Origin of the sequence: Fulverythrobacter fulvus (genome assembly GCF_037154085.1) — a bacterium.
In the GTDB taxonomy this organism is placed as follows: domain Bacteria; phylum Pseudomonadota; class Alphaproteobacteria; order Sphingomonadales; family Sphingomonadaceae; genus Andeanibacterium; species Andeanibacterium fulvum.
The window spans coordinates 336,167-351,126 of sequence record NZ_JBANRM010000003.1; the positions used below are offsets into that span (position 1 = coordinate 336,167).

The window sequence follows — 14,960 nt, forward strand, 5'->3', positions numbered from 1 at the left end:
GCAGGTAAGACGATGAGGGATCTTTCGGGACAACCGCTGGCGCGTGACGCCATGGCCTATGTATTGGCAGGCGGCCGAGGCAGCCGCCTGAAGGAACTGACCGATAACCGCGCCAAGCCCGCGGTCTATTTCGGCGGCATGAGCCGTATCGTGGATTTTGCCCTGTCCAACGCGATCAATTCAGGCATCCGCCGCATCGGCGTGGCCACGCAATACAAGGCCCATTCGCTGATCCGCCACATGCAGCGCGCATGGAACTTCATGCGGCCGGAACGAAACGAAAGCTTCGACATTCTGCCCGCATCCCAGCGCATCGACGAGTTGCACTGGTATGAAGGCACGGCCGACGCGGTCTATCAGAACATCGACATCATCGAAGCTCACGCGCCCAAATATATGGTCATCCTGGCCGGCGACCACATCTACAAGATGGATTACGAACTGATGCTGCGCCAGCACGTCAATTCGGGCGCGGACGTGACCATCGGCTGCCTGGTCGTGCCGCGCATGGACGCCACCGGCTTCGGCGTGATGAAGGTGGACGAGAACAGCACGATCACCGAATTCGTCGAGAAGCCCGCCGATCCCCCCGCCATTCCAGGCGATCCGGACCATGCGCTGGCATCCATGGGCATTTATGTGTTCGACACGGAATTCCTGTTCGAACAGCTCCGCCGCGATGCCGCCGATCCCAATTCCTCGCGCGATTTCGGCGGGGACGTGATCCCCTACATCGTGAAGCACGGCAAGGCAGTGGCCCATCGCTTCACTGACAGCTGCATTCGCGCTGCCGAGGAAATCGGGGAATATTGGCGCGATGTCGGCACGCTGGACGCCTATTTCGAGGCCAATCTGGACCTCACCGACACCGTGCCCAAACTCAACATGTATGACCGGGACTGGCCGATCTGGACCGACCAGATCGTGGCCGCCCCGGCCAAGTTCGTGCATGATCAGGATGGGCGGCGCGGCCATGCCATTTCCTCGCTCATCAGCCAGGATTGCATCGTCTCGGGCGCGCTGGCCAAGCGCAGCCTGCTGTTCACCGGCGTGAAGATGGGCAGCTTCTCCAGCGTGGATGAGGCCGTGATCCTGCCCTATTGCAACATCGGCCGGGGCGCGCGCCTTTCGCGCGTGATCATCGATTCCGGTGTGCGCATTCCTGAAAAGCTGGTGGTGGGCGAAGATCCCGAACTGGATGCACGCCGTTTCCGCCGGACCGAAAACGGCGTATGCCTTATCACCAAGCAGATGATTGCCGTGCTGAAGGACTGATGCCGCTACCTGTCCTTTCCCTCTCGTCCGAGGCCGTCCCGCTGATCAAGACCGGCGGGCTGGCCGATGTGGCGGGCGCCCTGCCCGCCGCAGTGGAGCCGCATGGCGTGGCGATGACCACCATGCTGCCGGGCTATCCCAAGGTGCTGGCGGGCCTGAAACGCGCGCGCGAGGTGCACCGCTGGGACAGCCTGCTGGGCGAACCGGCGCGGCTTCTGGCGGCAAAGCTGGGCACCCATCCCCTGCTGGTGCTGGATGCGCCAGGCTATTTCAGCCGCGACGGCAGCCCCTATTCCGATCCGAACGGCAAGGATTGGGGCGACAATTGGCGGCGTTTCGCGGCTTTCGGGCGGGCGGCTGCCGATGTCGCCGGTGGCGCGGTGAAGGGCAAGCGTTTCAGCGTGCTTCACGCGCATGACTGGCAGGCCGCCATGGCCACCGCCTATCTGCGCTTCGCCCCCTTCGAAGGGCATCATGTGCCCAGCGTGATGACGATCCACAACATGGCGTTCCAGGGCTATTTCCCGCCGTCCATCTTCGGCGGGCTGGGTCTGCCGCAGGCCGCATGGTCCATCGACGGGGTGGAAAGCTATGCCGGGGTGGGCTTCCTCAAGGCGGGGCTGCAACTGGCCGACCGGGTGACGACCGTCAGCCCCAGCTATGCCGCCGAAATCCGCATGAGCGAATTCGGCATGGGGCTGGAAGGCCTCGTCACAAGCCGGGGAGACCGGGTGAGCGGCATCCTCAACGGCATCGATACCGAGGAATGGAACCCGGAAACGGACCCTTCCCTGTCCTCAAACTTCACAGCAAAAACCCTCTCCAAGCGCCTGAAAAACAAGCGTGCGCTTGAGGCAGAATTCGGGCTGGAGGTGGATGACGGCCCGCTGTTCATCGCCATCAGCCGCCTCACCTGGCAGAAGGGCATGGATGTCCTGCCCGAGATTGCCGACCATCTGGTGGGCAATGGCGCGAGGCTTGCTCTGCTCGGCTCGGGCGACAAGGCCATCGAACAGGCCCTGCACAAGGCCGCCGCGCGCCATCCCGGCCGCATTGCCATCCGCATCGGCTATGACGAGGCGCTTTCCCACCGGATGCAGGGCGGTGGCGACGCGATCCTGATCCCCAGCCGTTTTGAGCCTTGCGGTCTCACTCAGCTTTACGGCCTCGCCTATGGCTGCGTACCGGTGGTGGCGCGCACGGGCGGGCTGGCCGATACGGTGATCGACGCCAATGTCGCCGCGCTGGCGCAAGGCGTGGCCACCGGCGTGCAGTTCGGCGGGGTGCATTACCACCCGATGGCCACCGCGATCAGCCGCACGATCGAACTCTATCGCAACCCCACCGAATGGCGGCGGTTGCAGAAGAACGGCATGGGCTGCGACTTTTCATGGAAGCGCAGCGGCGCGGCCTATGCGGCGCTGTATCGGCAATTGGCAGAAGGCTAGGCATGAGCGTGGTTTCCATCCCCACTTCACCGTTCGAAGGGCAAAAACCTGGCACGTCCGGCCTGCGCAAGAAGGTGCGGGTGTTCCAGCAGCCCAATTATGCCGAGAACTTCATCCAGTCCGTATTCGACGCTGTGCAGCCGGAAGCTGGCTCGACGCTGGTGATCGGGGGCGACGGGCGCTTCCACAACCGCGCGGTGATCCAGCAGGCGATCCGCATTGCCGCCGCGAACGGCTATGGCCGTGTGCTGGTAGGCAAAGGCGGCATCCTGTCCACGCCGGCTGCCAGCCATGTGATCCGCAAATATGGCGCCAGCGGCGGGTTGATCCTGTCCGCCAGCCACAATCCCGGCGGGCCGGACGAAGATTTCGGGATCAAATACAATATCGCCAATGGCGGCCCCGCGCCCGAGGGCGTGACCGAAGCGATCTTCGCCCGCACTGCCACGATCGACCGCTGGCTGAGTGTGGACGCGCCCGATGTCGATCTCGACACTCTGGGCACGGCACAGGTCGCGGGCATGACTGTGCAAGTGATCGACCCGGTCAGCGATTATGCAGACCTGATGGAAAGCCTGTTCGACTTCACCGCGATCCGCGAGGCAGTTGCGGAAGGCTTCACCATGGCATTCGATGCCATGCATGCGGTGACCGGGCCCTATGCGCATGAAATCCTGGAAAACCGGCTCGGCTTCCCGGCAGGCACGGTCCATAACGGCACTCCGCTGGAGGATTTCGGCGGGCATCATCCCGATCCCAACCTCGTCCATGCGAAAGTCCTTTACGATCTGATGATGAGCGCGGACGCCCCGCCCTTCGGTGCGGCGTCGGATGGCGACGGGGATCGTAACCTGATCATTGGCAAGCACTGCTTCGTCACCCCCTCGGACTCGATGGCAATGCTGGCGGCCAATGCCCATCTCGCGCCTGCCTATGCGGGCGGGCTGAAAGGCATTGCCCGTTCCATGCCCACCAGCGCGGCAGCGGACCGGGTGGCGGCCGCGCTCGGCATTCCCTGCTTCGAGACGCCCACCGGCTGGAAGTTCTTCGGCAATCTGCTCGATGCGGGCATGGCGACGATCTGCGGCGAGGAAAGCGCGGGCACTGGCAGCGACCATGTGCGCGAGAAAGACGGGCTGTGGGCCGTGCTGCTATGGCTCAACATCCTTGCCGTGCGCCGGATCAGCGTGGCGGAACTGGCGCGGGAGCATTGGGCGAAGTTCGGGCGCAATTACTACGCCCGCCACGATTACGAAGCCCTGCCGACCGAGAGCGCCAATGCGCTGATGGCAGAACTGACCGCCGCCCTCCGCGCCTTGCCCGGCACCACCTATGGCCCGCTGACCGTCGCGGAGGCAGACAGCTTTGCCTATAGCGACCCGGTGGACCACTCCGTCAGCGCCAATCAGGGCATCCGGGTGCTATTCGAAGGCGGATCGCGCATCGTCTTCCGCCTGTCGGGCACCGGGACGGAAGGGGCCACCCTGCGCGTCTATCTGGAACGCTATGAACCGGTGGGCGGGACGCTGGACGAGGAAACCCCCGCCATGCTGGCCGATCTGATCGCCGCTGCTGACGCAATTGCCGGGATTGCCCGCCACACCGGCCGCACCGCGCCTGACGTCGTGACGTGAGCGTCCCGCTCGGCGCCAGTGTCAGCGAGGGGCGAACCCGCTTTGCCGTCCGCTCTCCCAAGGCAGAAGGCATGTGCCTGTGCCTGTTCGAACATGGACGAGAGCGGCACGTGCCGATGCACCGCGAGGGCGACATCTGGCTGGCCGACCTGCCGCAAGACCTGACCGGCGCCCATTACGGCTATCGCGCATCCGGCGACTGGGCGCCTGAAAAGGGCCTGTGGTTCGATCATGCCAAGCTGCTGGTCGATCCCTATGCGGTGGAGCTTGACCGGCGCTTCACCCAACACCCATCGCTGGCAGAACATCGCGCAGATACGGGCGGGCTGGTTCCGCGCGCCGTGGTGCCGGGCACGCTGCCTGCGGTACGCAAGCGCAAGCCCTGCTTCACGCCCGGCGGTCTGATCTATGAGCTGAGCGTACGTGGCTTCACCATGCGCCATCCGGACGTGCCGCCCCATCTGCGCGGCACTGTCGCGGCGCTGGCCGAGCCCGCCGTGATCGCCCATCTCAAGGCGCTGCATGTCGGCGCGGTGGAACTCATGCCCATCGTCGCCTGGATCGACGAGCGGCATCTGCCCCCGCTCGGCCTCACCAATGCCTGGGGCTATAATCCGGTCGCGCCCATGGCGCTCGATCCCGGCCTGTGCCCCGGCGGCGTGACCGAACTGCGCGAGACGGTGGCGGCTCTCCACAAGGCCGGGATCGGCGTGATCCTGGACATCGTGCTCAACCATACGGGCGAAAGCGACCTTCTGGGCGGCGTGATCTGCCTGCGCGGGCTGGACGATGCCGCCTATGCCCATGAACCGAACGGCGCGCTGATCAACGATACGGGCTGCGGCAATACGCTGGATTTTGCCAATCCGGCCGTGCGGCAACTGGCACTCGACACGATGCGCCATTTCGTGCGCCATTGCGGGGTCGACGGCTTCCGCTTCGATCTGGCCCCGGTGCTGGCGCGCGGGCCGGGTTTCGATCCCAAGGCACCGATCTTTGCCGAGATCGACACCGATCCGTTGTTGTCGGACCGGGTGCTGATCGCCGAGCCGTGGGATATCGGCCCAGGCGGCTATCAGTTGGGCCATTTTCCCGCCAACTGGCTAGAATGGAACGACCGCTATCGCGACGATATCCGCCGCTTCTGGCGCGGCGATGTCGGCATCGGGCTGCTGGCCACGCGGATTGCCGGTTCCTCCGACATTTTCGGAGAGGGACACAACCGCACGGTCAATTTCCTCGCTGCCCATGACGGGTTCACCCTGGCCGATACGGTCGCTTATCAAAACCGCCATAATCAGGCCAATGGCGAGAATAATCGCGACGGCCACCATGAGAACTTCTCATGGAATCACGGCGTCGAAGGGCCCAGCAGCGATCCGGCCGTGATGGCCGAACGCATGGCCGATCTGCGCGCCATGCTGGACACGCTGATGGCCTCCGCGGGCACGATCATGCTGACGGCGGGCGACGAATTCGGCCGTACCCAGCACGGGAACAACAACGCCTATTGCCAGGATAACGAGATCAGCTGGCTCGATTGGGATGGCCGCAACCGCGAGCTTGAGGCCCATGCCTTTGCTCTCGCTGCCTGGCGCGCCGCGCGAGTGGACTGGTTCCAGCGCTTCCCCGCAATCGGCGAATGGTGCCACCCGGACGGGCGGGCCATGTCGATCGCCGATTGGGAAGATCCGGCGACCGAAGGCTTCACGTTCACCTCCGCCGATCCGGCTCGCCCCTACACAGTCACGCTGGATCGCCACGCCCATCAGGTGCGGCTGGGTGAAATCGGGGGAGAGCCGGTGAACGGCGGCGATCACTTGCGGCGATAATCGTCCAGCGCCTTCACGGCCGGGCGTTCGGCCATGCGCGCCAGCCATGCCATGAACAGCGGTGCGGTTTCCTCGTTACAAGCCTCGGGCATCACGCGCGGCAGGGCCGGCGCCATCGAGTACCACTTGATGTCCGCCAGCGAGTAGAAATCGCCCAGCAGCCAGTCGCCGCCATGGGCCAGATGCTGTTCCCCGCGCGCGATGCAATTGACCAGACGGCGCTTGGCATCGGCCAGTTCCTCGTCCGAATAGCCCTTGTGCGAGACGGTCTGCCACTTCTTGCGCACTTCGTCGTTCGGCATGCGGGCAAGGATCTGCGCCATCTCCTCCTTGTCGATCTTCGACGCGAAAGGCGTGGCGCCATGCGCGCCGACCGTGGTCAGCGCGGGGCAGAAATATTCGTCCACATATTTGGTGAGCACCCGCATTTCGGCGCAGAGCCACGGATTTTCCGGCCGCAGCGGCGGGGTCGGGAATACAGTGTCGATATATTCGTTGATCACCGTCGATTCGCGCAGAACCCTGCCGTCATGCACCAGAATCGGCACCATCCCGTCCGGGCTCAGCGCCTGGAATTCGGGCTTGTGGTGTTCCCATTTCCGGCTGTCGAGAAAGCGGTTTTCAAACGGCAACCCCTTCTCAAGCAGGCAGAGCAGCGGGGTGAGCGAATTGGCGACCGGACCGAAATGATAGAGTGCGAGCATGGACATCCTTCCCCGTTTGGCTTTTGGGGCACTCTTATTTGACAATGTCAAAATGTCGAGAGGGATGCGTGCAAAAAGGATGATTTCGTGAGTGGGGAAGGCCGGCCTGCTTATCCTCCCTCGTCATTGCGAGCAAAGCGAAGCAATCCAGAGAACGCGTATTCCGCCTTGGATTGCTTCGGACCTATGGTCCTCGCAATGACGAACCTGAACTCATACAGACGCTGGCCCCGACCTACTCGCCGCCCAGGCTGCGTTCCTCCTCCATCATGTCCTCCGCGCGGCCGACCATCGTGTTGATGACGCGCCACAGCACAGCAATATCCTCGGGCGGAATGCCTTCGGTCAGCTTGCGGTCGCGTTCCACCACGCGTTCGATCATCCGACCATAAACCTCGCGCCCCTGCTTGGTCAGGTCGATCTCGATCTCGGGGCCGCCCGGCTTGCGCTCGCGCGAGAGCAGGCCGCGTTCCACCATGGCCTTCACCGCGCGGCTCAACTGGCCACGATCCTGCAGCAGCAGATCGGCCAGGCCATTGAGAGAAAGCGGCGCGAATTCACCCACCTGCACCATGATCCGCCATTCGGTTTCCGAAAGGTCGAACTGCCGGCGCTGGGCGAGTACCCCGCTGCGCCGGAGCAGGCCGAACAGGATGATCATACGCATGGTGACGAGTTCGCCCAACGGGCCCGAACGCTGCGTCGGACTGCGCCCGCTGCGCGCCAATTCTTCGTTCATATCTGCCTGCTGCACGTTGATCTTAAACTCGGTCAATCTAACCCCCACGGGACACGGAGTGATCTGACACCATCTTTTTGATGGTGTCAAAAAGGCTTTTGTGATCTAACTCTCCCCAGATAGCGCCTTCTACCGATCCTTTCGAGATTGGCTAGGGCGCGCACTGCAAAGGCTCCGGACAAATATGGTCACGACACGGGGCGGCAAAAGGGGAGAAGGACATGCGTGAGTTTCTCGGCAGGACGGCATTCATCACCGGAGGGGGCAGCGGTATCGGCCTGGGCATGGCCCGCGCCTTCCTCGATCGCGGCATGAATGTGGTGGTTGCCGACCTGCTGGACAGCCACCTTACCGAAGCTCGCGACCTGCTCGGTTCGACCAATCGCCTGCACTGCATCAAGCTGGACGTGTCCGACCGCGCGGCGATGAAGGAAGCGGCGGCGGAAACCGCGCAGGTATTCGGCAATGTCCATGTGCTGTGCAACAATGTCGGCGTCAGCCAGCGCAACCCGATCGACGAGGCGAGCTATGAGGATTGGGACTATGTCCTGAACGTCAACCTCGGCGGAACCATTGCGGGTATCGTGGAATTCGTGCCCGGCATGAAGGCCCATGGCGAAGGCGGCCATGTGATCAACACCTCGTCCATGGCAGGCATGATCCCCGTGCCGCCTTTCGCGGGCGTCTATGCCGCGTCCAAATTTGCCGTGCGGGGCCTGAGCGATTCCCTGCGGCTGGCGCTGGCGCCCTATAATATCGGCGTATCAGTGCTGTGCCCCGGCATGGTGAAGACCCGCGCGATGACGGCGGGCGATGTCTATCGCCAGGCGCATGAAGGCGCGGCGGCCGACGAAAGGCGCGACACGATCGAAGGCGGGATGGACCCCTACGATCTAGGCAAGGAAGTGGTGGACGCCATCGAGCATAACCGCCCCTACATCTTCCCGCATGGCGAATTCCGTGACGAAGTGGCCGGATATTTCAACGATATGCTGGCAGCTTTTCCCGTGGAGTTCGAACTGGACGAACGCCGCCGCGCCAGCGAGGAACGCCGTGCGAAGATGACTGCCGAGGCCAAGGCCGTGGCAGACGCGCTGGGTCAGGCAGGCTGAGCGCCGTGCAGGACGTAGCCGGAAAGGGCGCCTTCATCACCGGCGGCGCCAGCGGGATCGGTCTGGGCATGGCAATCGTGTTCGCCCGCGCGGGAATGAACGTGGTGATTGCCGATGTGCGGCAGGATCACCTCGACACCGCGCAGACCGAACTGGCCGCAGCGGGCCTTGCGGGCAAGGTCCACGGGCTGCTGCTCGACGTCACCGACCGCGAGGCCTATTCCGCCGCCGCCGATGAGGTGGAGCGGCTGATCGGCAAGCTGCACGTGCTGTGCAACAACGCCGGGATCGGCATCCTCAAGAGCCTTGGTTCCGCCACCTATGCCGATTGGGACTGGGCGGTGGACGTCAATCTCAACGGCGTGTTCAACGGCGTGCATACCATGCTGCCCCGCATCCTGGCCCATGGCGAGGGCGGGCACATCGTCAACACCGCATCCATGGCCGGGGTGCTGCAATACAGCCAGGCCGGGATGTATGTGGCGACCAAATTCGCCGTGGTGGGCCTGTCGGAAGCATTGCGGGCGGAACTGGCCCCGCAGGGGATCGGCGTTTCCGCCTTCTGTCCCGGCGGCGTGCGCAGCAATATCCGCGAATATGAGAAGACCCGCCCTGCCCGCTTCGCCGCGCAGGAAGATGCGCCCAAGGGACCGCCCCCGCGCTTCAACCTGAGCGATGAGGATCGCGAGCGCCTGTCGAAGCTCACCGCCAGCCCCGAAGAGGCGGGCGAGATCGTGCTGCAGGGCATCCGCGACAATGCGCTCTACATCTTCACCGCGCCCGAGTTCCGCCCCGGCATCACTGACCGTTTCGAGGCGATGCTGCGGGCCATCGGCCATGACGAGGAGCGGGAGAAGACCGCGCTCGATCTCATTCCGGGGCTGGTCGGCAGCCCCATCTATCGCGAGGCACCCTAAGGCGCCCGCCACTTCTGGGGAGTAGCAAGAATGGCAATCAAGAAGTTTGCCGGCGCCGGACTGGTGCTGGCTGTTGCGCTGGCAACAACGGCGATGGCCAGCCCGGCCGCCGCCGCGGATCAGGCGGCAAAGCCGTGGTACAAGAAGACCTGGAACCCGGCCAATGTGAAGCCCTGCGACCGGGACTGTCTGGTGAAGATCGGCGAGGCCTATCTCACTGCGCTGCAGACCAAGGACATGAGCGCCCTGCCCTTTGCCGAACAGGTGATCGCCACCGAGAATACCGGCAAGATCAAAATGGGCACCGGCCTGTTCTGGCGCGCGAAGATGGAACCGACCACTTTCAAGATCACCGTGGCCGATCCCGTGCAGGGCCAGATGGCGTTCCAGACGGTGATGAAGATCGACGGCCAGATCGCGATGATCGCCATCCGCATCCGGGTGGAACGCAACATGATCACCGAGGTGGAGCACTGGTACGATCGCAATGTCGCGCCCGAGGCAATGGAACTGCTGACCCATCCGCGCCCCACCCTGCTGGCCGATGTGCCGAAGGACAAGCAGATGAGCCGCGAATATCTGGCCTATGCCGCCGAAAGCTATTTCGACGCGCTGACGGGGGAAGATGGCTCCATCGCGCCCTTTGCCGACGAATGCGTGCGCTATGAACAGGGCTATCAGACCGTGGCGAACAAGCAGCCCGGCCGAGCCTCGCCCACGCCGAAGATGCCCGATCTCAACACCGAAATGGGCCGTTACTTCAGCAAGCTGTCGACCATGACCTGCAAGGAACAGGTCGACACCGGTGTGTTCAACGGCATCAAGCGTATCTGGCCGCACCGCGCACTGGTGGTCGATCAGCAGAAGGGCCTGGTCGCGACCTTCCCCTTCTTCGTGCATGACGGCGTGCGCGATCAGGTGCCAGGCGGATTGCAGCGCCCGCAAAGCGGCGCAGGCATGGTCCTGAACCTCACCACCATGGAGACCTTCGGCATCCGCGACGGCAAGATCTACGAAGTGGAAGCCTTCCCCTTCGTCACCATTCCCTATGGCACCAATGACGGATGGACCCACGCGGATCCGAACTAATGGAAAGGTGAGCGCGGGCGGGACACAGGAGGGCCGCCCGCCCGCGCTTCACCCAGCGGAAAGGAGGCATCCTTACCCCAATGGGTAGGATACCATCGTCTCCCCGCTGTCGGGCCGGGCCCGATGCTCGAAATAGAAGCGCGTAACCGGGGGCTGCTTGCCGCCGTGGCACTCACTCAGGAAATCGTCATATTCCTTGGCCTCCAGCGTGCGGCGCTGGCGCTGGCGCAGATATTCCGCCCAGCTGCGCACCTGGAAACGCTCCGCCCACAGCTCCCCGTTCGTCGCGTCCTGCAGCAGCGTGACCTTCTGCGCGCCGTCGCGCATGCGGATGTGCTGGCGCGCCGTAACGGCGGCGAGGAAATCCTCCAGCCTTGCGGGCGGCACGATATATTCGATCACCACCACCACGCCGACGCCTTCGGGCGCTTCGGGCAGGACGTGCTCGTCCTCATGCGGGGCGGAGGTCAGCGCGCTGGAATGCACTTCCTCCACCGGCAGGCGCCATGCCAGCAGCAGGGTAGAAAACAGGACGCTGGCACAGATCAGATAGGTCGGGCCGATGCCGACCCTTTCGCCCACATGGCCCCAGAACCAGGCCCCCACGGTCATCCCGCCGAAGGTGAACATCTGGTAGAGCGCCAGCGCCCGGCCAGAGACCCAGCGCGGCACGTTCATCTGCACTGCGACATTGAAAGTAGACAGGCCGAGCACCATGCCCGCGCCCACCACGAACAGCGCCGCGCAGGTGAGCGGCAGATAGCGTGAGAAGCCGATCCCCAGCAGTGCGGCGGAGGTCACCACGATGGCAATGCGGATCAGCCCTTCGGCGGCGAAGCGGTGCCGCATCCGCCCCAGCTGGGCCGCCCCGGCAACCGCGCCCATGCCCATGAAGCCCATCAGCACGCCGAACACAGTGGCCCCTTGATGCAGGAGGTCACGCGCGACCAGCGCCATCAGCGCGACAACGATGGACGAACAGAAGCCGAAACACATCGCCCGCAGGATCACTCGGCGTACCGGCGTGGAATGGAGCGTGTAGGTCACCCCGTCGCGCATGGCGGCAAGGACCGAATCCGCGGCCATGCCTTCTCGCCGTTCGGGCCGCCAGGCGAGCAGCACCCCGATCAGGGCGAGATAGCTGACGGCATTGAGAGCGAAGTTGACCTTGCTGCCCACCATCGCAACCAGCACGCCGCCCAGCGCGGGGCCCACCGTGCGAGCGATGTTGAAGGCCATGGTGTTGAGCCCCACCGCATGGGGCACCTTCTCGCGCGGGACGAGATCGCCCACGGTGGACTGCCAGGCAGGCGCCATGATCGCCTGTCCGGAGCCGACAATGAAGGTAAGCAGCAACAGCAAGCCCGGTGTCACCAGCCCGGCAAAGGCCAGTGCTGCCAGCACACCCGAAGCCACCAGCATCAGGATCTGGGCGCCGAACAGCACCAGCCGCCGGTCCAGAATATCGGCCAGCGCCCCCGCCGGAAGCGAGAAAAGCAGGATCGGCAGAGTAGACAGCGCCGTCACCAGCGCCACCATTTCCGGCGACGGGTTGAGCGACGTCATCAGCCACGCCGCCCCTACCTGCTGGAGCTGGCTGCCGATCGAACTGATGATGCTCGCCAGCCAGATCGCCAGGAACACCCTGTGCCGCAGCGGCGACCAGGTGCCCGGCCCACGCGGCTGGGTTTCTCTATTCGCCATGTCGCCCCGCTACAGTCCAAGGGTCAGGGGTCGGAAGGACGGTGCCCGGAAGGGCTGGAGATCAGTGGCTCCAGCCCGGATCGGAGTGGTAGGGCACGCTCGTGCCGACCGCCTCGACCTGCTGGATCATCCCTTCCTTCAACTTGAAGGCCTCGGCCAGAAGGATGCTGGACGGCTTGTTGAACATGCCGATATCGACCTTGCGCCCGTCGGGCATAACCAGTTCCTTCTTGCAACCGCAGTGATCGAACACGGCGAAGGCGAACACGGCCTGGCGTTCCTCGTCCACGATGGGGAAGCGGCGGTCATGCACTTCGGTGACCACGCCATAGAGGCCGGTCGAGAACTGCTCCTTGCAGCCCATCCCGCCGATATCGATACCGCCCATGCGGACGATGCCGGGATTGTTGCTGGTCAGCGTGCCGTTTTCCAGACGATCGCAATCATCGGTGAAGGGGTAATAGCCCTTGCCGTCATTGTTCTCGATCGCATTGAAATAGTTGTTGGCCGCCGCGATCAGTTCCTGGCGGCTGAGGCGCTTTCCGGTAGGCGGCACTTCGGACCACAGCGCCTTGGGCTTCTGCATCTTTTCCAGATTGCCATAGCCGGCATCGTTCCAGGCCGGGCCCGCGCCGGTGCGATAGGTGACCAGTTCGACCTCGCTGATCTGGCCCAGGTGCAGGCGCACGCGGGCACCCAGCGTCAGGCCATGGCCGTTTTCGTCCATGGTGGCGAACAGGCCGAACTGGCCGGTGGCCGGATCGGCCAAGACGTGGCGATAGGCGCCGACTTTGCTGGCCGTCTGCCACATGCCGTTATTGAAGCCCATCGCCTGCCCGTTTTCGGTGTAGCGGGCGTTCTTCGCCAGCGGCAGCTTCGAGGCATCACGCGAGGCGAGCGCGTCGAGGAAGCGGCCGGCGAGGTCTTCCATGCAGGCCCGTTCGCACGGGATCGGGGCGTCTTTCGCCTGAGCGGCGGCGGGCGCTGCGGCTATGCCCAGCAACGGGGCCCCAAGTATCAGGGCGGCAGCGGCAATCAGTTTCTTCAACATTTCTCTCTCCCTCAGGCGACCCGCGCATCTTCTGCGTTCAGTCGCTCCACTTCTTTGCGGAAAGGCTTCAGGCCCAGCCAGGTGATTGCCAGCGCGGCAGGCAGGAACACAACATGCAGCAGCATGATGGACCAGCGCAGGTCATCGGGCGAAGTGAAGATATGGTCGGTAGTCAGGCCGGTCACGAAGGGCGCCATGCCCACGCCGACCACGGTGTAGATGAACAGGTACAGCGTCATCACCTGCCCGCGGATCTCATTGGGCGAGATGGCGAGCATCACGGCATTGAGCATCGGGCCGTTCATCCCGAGCGACAGATAGGCAACCGAACTGAATGCCATCGCCAGTTCCGGCGTGGGCATCAGCGGCTGCATGATCGCAAAGGGGATGGCGACAAGCCTTGTGTAGAGGATCACGCGATAGGCCCCCGCCGGATCGCCCCGATTCTGGAACCATTCCGCCCATTTCGCACCCAGATAGAGGCCCGCGAGCATGGCAATGATCGATACCACGCCGGAAACGATGCCATATTGCGTGGGCGACCAGCCATAGGTCCGTTCGAAGAAGGCTGCGCCCCAGGCGCGCCCACCTGCATCCAGCGAGCCGATGGTCAGCCCTAGGAACATCGGCCCGAATACGGCGACGTGCAGCCACAGATAGCTGATTGTCTTCTTGAAACCGGCATTGCGGGTCTTCAGGCGCAGATTATGGCGCGGCGGTTCCTTCACCTTGATCAGCAGCAGCGAGATCAGCAGGCCCGGCAGGCCCAGAGCGAGCAGAACGACCTGCCAGGGACGCAAGGTGCCGACGATCGGCAGATCCGGCGAGCCGAGCCTGGCGACCAGCCAGATCATCAGACCGCCCAGCAGCAGGGACAGGCCGCTGCCCGCCACCGATCCGATCTGCAGGGTTGAGACGGCGCGCGGCAATTTGTCGCGCGGGAAACAGTCCGCCACCATCGAATAGGCCGTGGGGCCGTTGACGGATTCCCCCGCCCCCACCACGACGCGCGCGATGAATAGCTGAGTGAAGTTGGCGGCAAGGCCGGATGCGGCCGTGGCAAGGCTCCAGACGATCAGCCCGCCCGCGATGATCCACTTGCGCGTCCAGCGGTCGATATAACGCGAGAACGGCACGGCCACGAGGGCGTAGAAAATCGCCTGCGTCGGGCCCAGCAGCAGGCCCGCTTCGGCATCGGTCAGGTTGAAATCGGTTTTGATCTGCTGGATCAGCAGCCCGAGGATATTCTGGTCGAGCATGGCGACGGTCGTGACCGTGGCGAGGACCCCGACCGTGAACCAGGCCTGCGCCGGTGGCGGATAGTTGGAGCTGGCGGCAGGGGTGGCCTCAGGACCGGCCCCTTCTGCCCCGCTCGCCGCCGGTTGAAACGAACTGCTTAAATCATCCCCGGCCACACTGCCCATCGGATCATCCTCTCAAGACTGGTGAAGGGAG

At 64.1% G+C, this 14,960-nt stretch carries 12 protein-coding genes; 7 read left to right on the forward strand and 5 right to left on the reverse strand.

Features of this window, described 5'->3' with window-relative positions; translation table 11 throughout:
* The first annotated feature begins 12 nt into the window (after positions 1–12).
* From glgC to glgX, 4 genes are read left to right on the forward strand one after another with little or no spacing between them, the layout of a single operon-like run.
* Entirely contained in the window at positions 13–1,275 is a 1,263-nt protein-coding gene (glgC, locus tag WFP36_RS11250; protein WP_336980572.1) for a glucose-1-phosphate adenylyltransferase, read from the forward strand.
* Positions 1,275–2,723 carry a glycogen synthase GlgA gene (gene glgA, locus WFP36_RS11255; RefSeq protein WP_336980574.1) on the forward strand — a complete coding sequence of 483 codons (1,449 nt, stop codon included), beginning with the start codon at positions 1,275–1,277 and terminating at the stop codon, positions 2,721–2,723. Before glgC ends, glgA begins: the two co-directional genes overlap by 1 nt.
* Positions 2,724–2,725: 2 nt before the next feature.
* Positions 2,726–4,357, forward strand: coding sequence for an alpha-D-glucose phosphate-specific phosphoglucomutase (locus tag WFP36_RS11260; protein WP_336980576.1), 1,632 nt, complete (start codon positions 2,726–2,728; stop codon positions 4,355–4,357).
* Positions 4,354–6,189 (forward strand): glycogen debranching protein GlgX, encoded by a 1,836-nt coding sequence (glgX, locus tag WFP36_RS11265; RefSeq protein WP_336980577.1) that lies wholly within the window; start codon positions 4,354–4,356, stop codon positions 6,187–6,189. Before WFP36_RS11260 ends, glgX begins: the two co-directional genes overlap by 4 nt.
* Here the strand turns inward: glgX and WFP36_RS11270 are convergent.
* The gene (locus WFP36_RS11270) at positions 6,174–6,893 is read right to left on the reverse strand and encodes a glutathione S-transferase family protein (protein ID WP_336980579.1); all 720 of its coding nucleotides are present in this window, start codon (positions 6,891–6,893) and stop codon (positions 6,174–6,176) included. The two genes, glgX and WFP36_RS11270, sit on opposite strands and share 16 nt — an antisense overlap.
* A 235-nt stretch (positions 6,894–7,128) precedes the next feature.
* A complete protein-coding gene (locus tag WFP36_RS11275; RefSeq protein ID WP_336980581.1) occupies positions 7,129–7,668 on the reverse strand; it encodes a MarR family winged helix-turn-helix transcriptional regulator in 540 nt (179 codons plus the stop codon).
* A gap of 185 nt (positions 7,669–7,853) precedes the next feature.
* Here WFP36_RS11275 and WFP36_RS11280 point away from each other — a divergent pair, with 185 nt between their 5' ends.
* From WFP36_RS11280 to WFP36_RS11290, 3 genes are read left to right on the forward strand one after another with little or no spacing between them, the layout of a single operon-like run.
* Complete coding sequence (locus WFP36_RS11280; protein ID WP_336980582.1) at positions 7,854–8,744, forward strand: SDR family oxidoreductase; 891 nt, start codon at positions 7,854–7,856, stop codon at positions 8,742–8,744.
* Positions 8,745–8,749: 5 nt separating this feature from the next.
* Positions 8,750–9,661 carry an SDR family NAD(P)-dependent oxidoreductase gene (locus WFP36_RS11285; protein WP_336980583.1) on the forward strand — a complete coding sequence of 304 codons (912 nt, stop codon included), beginning with the start codon at positions 8,750–8,752 and terminating at the stop codon, positions 9,659–9,661.
* 30 nt (positions 9,662–9,691) lie between these two features.
* On the forward strand, positions 9,692–10,750 hold the full coding sequence (locus WFP36_RS11290) for a hypothetical protein (RefSeq protein ID WP_336980585.1): 1,059 nt from the start codon (positions 9,692–9,694) through the stop codon (positions 10,748–10,750).
* A 72-nt stretch (positions 10,751–10,822) separates the two neighbouring features.
* Here the strand turns inward: WFP36_RS11290 and WFP36_RS11295 are convergent, their stop codons facing one another.
* The 3 genes from WFP36_RS11295 to WFP36_RS11305 all read right to left on the reverse strand — a co-directional run bounded on the left by WFP36_RS11295 (position 10,823) and on the right by WFP36_RS11305 (position 14,929).
* Positions 10,823–12,454, reverse strand: coding sequence for an MFS transporter (locus WFP36_RS11295; protein WP_336980587.1), 1,632 nt, complete (start codon positions 12,452–12,454; stop codon positions 10,823–10,825).
* A 61-nt stretch (positions 12,455–12,515) separates the two neighbouring features.
* Positions 12,516–13,505 carry a hypothetical protein gene (locus WFP36_RS11300; RefSeq protein WP_336980590.1) on the reverse strand — a complete coding sequence of 330 codons (990 nt, stop codon included), beginning with the start codon at positions 13,503–13,505 and terminating at the stop codon, positions 12,516–12,518.
* An 11-nt stretch (positions 13,506–13,516) separates the two neighbouring features.
* Positions 13,517–14,929 carry an MFS transporter gene (locus tag WFP36_RS11305; protein ID WP_336980592.1) on the reverse strand — a complete coding sequence of 471 codons (1,413 nt, stop codon included), beginning with the start codon at positions 14,927–14,929 and terminating at the stop codon, positions 13,517–13,519.
* Positions 14,930–14,960 lie beyond the last annotated feature (31 nt).